Raw genomic sequence first — 5,506 nt, 5'->3', positions numbered from 1 at the left:
GTTTTGCCTGCGAACAACCCGACAGCGGCAAGAACCATCCGCGTAACCTGTTTGTCTGGCGCTCTAACCTCCTTGGTTCTTCCGGTAAAGGCCACGAGTACATGCTCAAATATTTACTGGGAACAGAGAGCGGCATTCAGGGGGATGCGCTGGGTTCCCGCGAAGGCATTAAACCTGAAGAGGTTGAATGGGAATCCCCCGCCATTGAAGGCAAGCTCGATCTGCTGGTGACGCTCGACTTCCGCATGTCCAGCACCTGCCTGTTCTCAGATATCGTTCTGCCCACTGCCACCTGGTATGAAAAAGACGACATGAATACCTCGGATATGCATCCGTTTATTCACCCGCTGTCTGCGGCGGTGGATCCGGCGTGGGAATCAAAAAGCGACTGGGAAATCTACAAAGGCATCGCCAGCGTCTTTTCTGAGGTCTGTGTCGGCCATCTGGGACAAGAAACCGACGTGGTGTTGCAGCCGTTGCAGCACGATTCACCGGCAGAACTTTCGCAGCCGTTCGACATCCAGGACTGGCGTAAAGGGGAATGCGAGTTAATCCCCGGTAAAACTGCGCCGAACATTGTCGTGGTGGAGCGCGATTACCCCGCGACGTACGAGCGTTTCACCTCGCTCGGCCCCTTGATGGACAAGTTAGGTAACGGCGGCAAGGGCATTTCGTGGAACACCCAGACGGAGGTCGATTTCCTCGGCAAGCTCAACTACACCAAGCGTGATGGCCCGGCGAAAGGTCGTCCGCTGATTGAAACCGCGCTGGACGCGTCGGAAGTGATCCTCGCCCTGGCCCCGGAAACCAACGGTCAGGTCGCCGTGAAAGCATGGGAAGCGCTCGGCGCGATGACTGGTCGCGAACATACGCATCTGGCGCTCAACAAAGAAGACGAGAAGATTCGCTTTCGTGATATTCAGGCACAGCCACGCAAAATCATCTCCAGCCCGACCTGGTCCGGACTGGAAAGCGAGCATGTCTCCTATAACGCGGGCTATACCAATGTCCATGAACTGATCCCGTGGCGTACGCTCTCCGGTCGTCAACAGCTGTATCAGGACCATCAATGGATGCGGGCATTCGGCGAAAGCCTCGTGGCTTATCGTCCGCCGATTGACACCCGCAGCGTCAGCGAAATGCGGGAGATCCCACCGAACGGCTTCCCGGAAAAAGCGCTTAACTTCCTGACACCGCATCAGAAATGGGGCATTCACTCCACCTACAGCGAAAACCTGCTAATGCTGACGCTGTCGCGCGGCGGGCCGATTGTCTGGATCAGTGAAACGGATGCGAAAGAGCTCGGCATTGAGGATAACGACTGGATCGAAGCCTTCAACGCCAACGGCGCCCTCACCGCCCGTGCGGTGGTGAGCCAGCGCGTGCCGCCCGGCATGACGATGATGTACCACGCCCAGGAACGTATCCTGAATATCCCCGGTTCGGAAGTCACCGGGATGCGCGGCGGGATCCACAACTCCGTCACCCGCGTGTGCCCGAAACCGACGCACATGATTGGCGGTTATGCGCAGCTTGCTTACGGCTTTAACTATTACGGTACCGTCGGCTCCAACCGCGACGAGTTCATCATGATTAGAAAAATGAAAAACATTGACTGGCTGGATGATGAAGGTCGGGATCAGGTACAGGAGGCGAAAAAATGAAGATACGCTCACAGGTTGGCATGGTACTGAACCTCGATAAATGCATTGGCTGCCACACCTGCTCCGTCACCTGTAAAAACGTCTGGACCGGACGTGAAGGAATGGAGTACGCGTGGTTTAACAACGTTGAGACGAAACCCGGTATCGGCTACCCGAAAAACTGGGAAGACCAGGAAGAGTGGCAAGGCGGCTGGGTTCGCGATGTGAACGGTAAAATCCGACCACGTCTGGGTGGCAAAATGGGCGTCATCACCAAAATCTTCGCCAACCCGGTCATTCCGCAAATCGATGATTACTACGAGCCCTTCACCTACGACTATCAGCATTTGCACAGCGCGCCGGAAGGCAAACATCAACCTACCGCCCGTCCCCGCTCGTTGATTGACGGTAAGCGGATGGACAAAATCATCTGGGGGCCGAACTGGGAAGAGCTGCTCGGCGGCGAATTTGAAAAGCGCGCGCGAGACCGTAACTTCGACAAGATCCAAAAGGAGATGTACGGTCAGTTCGAAAACACCTTCATGATGTATCTGCCGCGTCTGTGTGAACACTGCCTGAACCCAAGCTGTGTCGCCACTTGTCCGAGCGGCGCCATCTACAAGCGTGAAGAAGACGGCATTGTGCTGATCGATCAGGATAAATGCCGCGGCTGGCGTCTGTGTATCAGCGGCTGCCCGTACAAAAAAATCTATTTCAACTGGAAAAGCGGTAAATCCGAAAAATGCATTTTTTGTTATCCGCGCATTGAATCGGGCCAGCCGACGGTCTGCTCCGAAACCTGCGTCGGGCGCATCCGTTATCTTGGTGTGCTGCTCTACGATGCGGACCGCATTGAAGAAGCGGCCAGCACCGAGCATGAAACCGATCTCTATGAGCGTCAGTGCGACGTGTTTCTGAATCCGCACGACCCGGCGGTGATAGAAGAAGCGCTTAAACAGGGCATTCCACAGAACGTGATCGACGCGGCGCAGCGTTCGCCAGTTTACAAAATGGCGATGGACTGGAAGCTGGCGCTGCCGCTGCATCCGGAATACCGCACTCTGCCGATGGTCTGGTATGTGCCGCCGCTGTCGCCGATTCAGTCTTACGCCGATGCGGGTGGACTGCCGAAAAGCGACGGCGTACTACCGGCGATCGAAAGCCTGCGTATTCCGGTGCAGTACCTCGCCAATATGCTGAGCGCTGGCGACACCGGCCCGGTGCTGCGGGCGCTGAAGCGCATGATGGCGATGCGTCATTATATGCGCTCGCAGACCGTGGAAGGCGTCACCGATACCCGTGCGATTGACGAAGTCGGGTTGACCGTGGAACAGATTGAAGAGATGTATCGCTACCTGGCGATTGCCAACTACGAAGACCGTTTTGTCATCCCGACCAGCCACCGTGAAATGGCGCGTGATGCCTTCCCTGAGCGCAACGGTTGCGGCTTCTCTTTCGGTGATGGATGCCACGGCTCCGATACCAAATTTAATCTGTTCAACAGTAGCCGTATTGACGCGATCAACATCACCGAAGTACGTGACAAAGCGGAGGGGGAATGATGCAAATCCTCAAGGTGATTGGCCTGCTGATGGAGTATCCGGATGAGCAGCTGTGGGAGTGTAAGGACGATGCGCTGGCGCTGGTGCGACACGATGTGCCGATGCTCACCAACTTCACCGAAACCCTGCTCAGCGCGCCGCTGCTCGATAAACAGGCCGAATGGTGCGAAGTGTTTGATCGAGGGCGCGCCACCTCGCTGCTGTTGTTCGAGCATGTGCATGCGGAATCGCGCGATCGCGGTCAGGCGATGGTCGAGTTGCTGGCGCAGTACGAGAAAGTCGGGCTACAGCTTGATTGTCGCGAGCTGCCGGACCATCTGCCACTGTATCTGGAATACCTGAGCGTACTGCCGGAAGCGGAAGCACGAGAAGGTTTGCAGAACGTCGCACCAATTCTGGCCCTGCTGGGCGGGCGCTTAAAGCAGCGCGACACGCCGTGGTATCAACTGTTCGATGCCCTGCTTTTTCTGGCGGGCAGCCCGCTATCAAGTGACAGTGTCACGAAACAGGTGAACGTCGAGGCCCGTGATGATACCCGCCAGGCGCTGGATGCCGTCTGGGAAGAGGAACAGGTGAAATTTATCGAAGATAACGCCACGGCCTGTGACAGTTCGCCGTTACAGCAATATCAACGACGCTTTAGCCAGGACGTGGCGCCACAGTACGTCGACGTCAGCGCGGGAGGCCCGAAATGATACAGTTCCTGAACGTCTTTTTTTACGACATCTACCCCTATCTCTGCGGGACGGTGTTTATCCTTGGCAGTTGGCTGCGCTATGACTACGGCCAGTACACCTGGAGGGCGTCTTCCAGTCAGATGCTGGACAAGCGCGGGATGGTCCTGTGGTCGAATCTGTTCCACATTGGCATTCTGGGGATCTTCTTTGGTCACCTGTTCGGCATGTTAACCCCACACTGGATGTACGCCTGGTTCCTGCCTGTTGCGGTGAAACAACAGATGGCGATGATTGCCGGCGGGATCTGCGGCGTACTGACGCTGGTTGGCGGCGCGGGCTTGCTGGTGCGTCGTCTGACCAACTCTCGCGTCCGGGCCACCTCGTCTACGGCAGATATCCTGATCCTCTGCATTCTGCTGATTCAGTGCATTCTGGGCTTAAGCACAATACCGTTCTCCGCCCAGCACCCGGACGGCAGTGAAATGCTGAAACTGGTGGAATGGGCGCAGTCGGTTGTCACCTTTCGTGGCGGAGCTTCTGCCCACCTCGACGGCGTGGCGTTTATCTTCCGCGTGCATCTGGTGCTGGGAATGACTATCTTCCTGCTCTTCCCGTTCACCCGTCTGGTTCACGTCTGGAGCGCACCGTTTGAGTACTTCAGTCGCCGCTACCAGATCGTTCGTTCTCGTCGCTAGGCATTTCGGTGTCGGATGGTAATGCCATCCGACACGCTGCACGTTATGACGCTTCTCCACCTCAGGGAGAATGCTGCTGGTGAAAAGACATCAGGAGCGAGTATTAGTCCGCGAGGGTATTGTCGATATTGAAGTAGTCATTCAGGGTAACCAACTGCTTAAAGTGACTATATCCGTCAATCCGGCGAACTTGTTTCACGCACAGCGGGTAATAGATTTTTAAAAATTCACGGGTAGGAAATATTCCTACCCGTGCGGTTTATTTGTCCGTTATGATACTGATGAGTTTAAATTACGCCATGAAACATCTTAATAAATCTTAAATCGGATTTAAGACACGTTATCTCTTTAAAAATCATAAAGATGACATCAGCCCCTCTCTTTTATTATATGCAATACCTGTTGCGATATTAACGTCATTTCATCTGTAATCCATTATTTCACTTCACACTTAACTGATTTCTTTAGTTACGTAAGATCAATTCATTTGTGATCCATTCAGCAACATGAAAAATAAATCACTCTTGCACGAATGAATTACTGGAAGGAATTCGGCAGATATCGTCTGACTCAAATTGCTTTCGCTCTGTCTGGAAACCAAAACGCAGCGTTGAGAAATATAATTTATTCCGTGCTGTATTTGTCTATTAAAAAAAGCGAATAGGGATATGAAAGAATTTAAATTAACCACTATGGCGCTGTTGATCGGCAGCCTGTTAATGACAAATAACGTAAATGCAAAAATTTATGATGAAGATGATGGCATTATCACCGGCAGTGGTGCCCTGGTTGCAGGTGGCAGCTATAAAATTATCAGCGTCGCAGGGGAAGACAACACCCTCTTCGTGGAAAACAATGGCGCGATTACGGTAACGGCTCCGGCTGGAACACCGATTGTTAGCGGCATGGGCGAGTTTGAAGATGGCGAT

The 5,506-nt window shown here is 53.9% G+C and carries 5 protein-coding genes; all 5 read left to right on the top strand.

Going from position 1 to position 5,506, the window contains the following annotated elements; genetic code table 11:
- Window positions 1-1,664 (top strand): molybdopterin dinucleotide binding domain-containing protein (locus AB7E14_RS19760; protein WP_428169834.1); only part of this gene is annotated, 1,664 nt, incomplete at its 5' end.
- Complete coding sequence (narH, locus tag AB7E14_RS19755; protein WP_043000675.1) at window positions 1,661-3,205, top strand: nitrate reductase subunit beta; 1,545 nt, start codon at window positions 1,661-1,663, stop codon at window positions 3,203-3,205. The genes AB7E14_RS19760 and narH, both read left to right, overlap by 4 nt.
- Window positions 3,205-3,900, top strand: coding sequence for a nitrate reductase molybdenum cofactor assembly chaperone (narW, locus tag AB7E14_RS19750; RefSeq protein WP_316961838.1), 696 nt, complete (start codon window positions 3,205-3,207; stop codon window positions 3,898-3,900). The genes narH and narW overlap by 1 nt, the downstream gene beginning before the upstream one ends.
- On the top strand, window positions 3,897-4,577 hold the full coding sequence (gene narI / locus AB7E14_RS19745; protein ID WP_044326516.1) for a respiratory nitrate reductase subunit gamma: 681 nt from the start codon (window positions 3,897-3,899) through the stop codon (window positions 4,575-4,577). The genes narW and narI overlap by 4 nt, the downstream gene beginning before the upstream one ends.
- 668 nt (window positions 4,578-5,245) lie before the next feature.
- Window positions 5,246-5,506, top strand: a 261-nt coding sequence (locus AB7E14_RS19740) for a hypothetical protein (RefSeq protein WP_428169833.1), incomplete at its 3' end; no start/stop codon positions are given.

The sequence above is a fragment of the Citrobacter sp. genome (genome assembly GCF_050252275.1).
Classification (GTDB): domain Bacteria; phylum Pseudomonadota; class Gammaproteobacteria; order Enterobacterales; family Enterobacteriaceae; genus Citrobacter_A; species Citrobacter_A amalonaticus.
The sequence above is the reverse complement of the archived record's forward strand: the minus strand, read 5'-3'. Positions and strand labels throughout refer to the sequence as shown.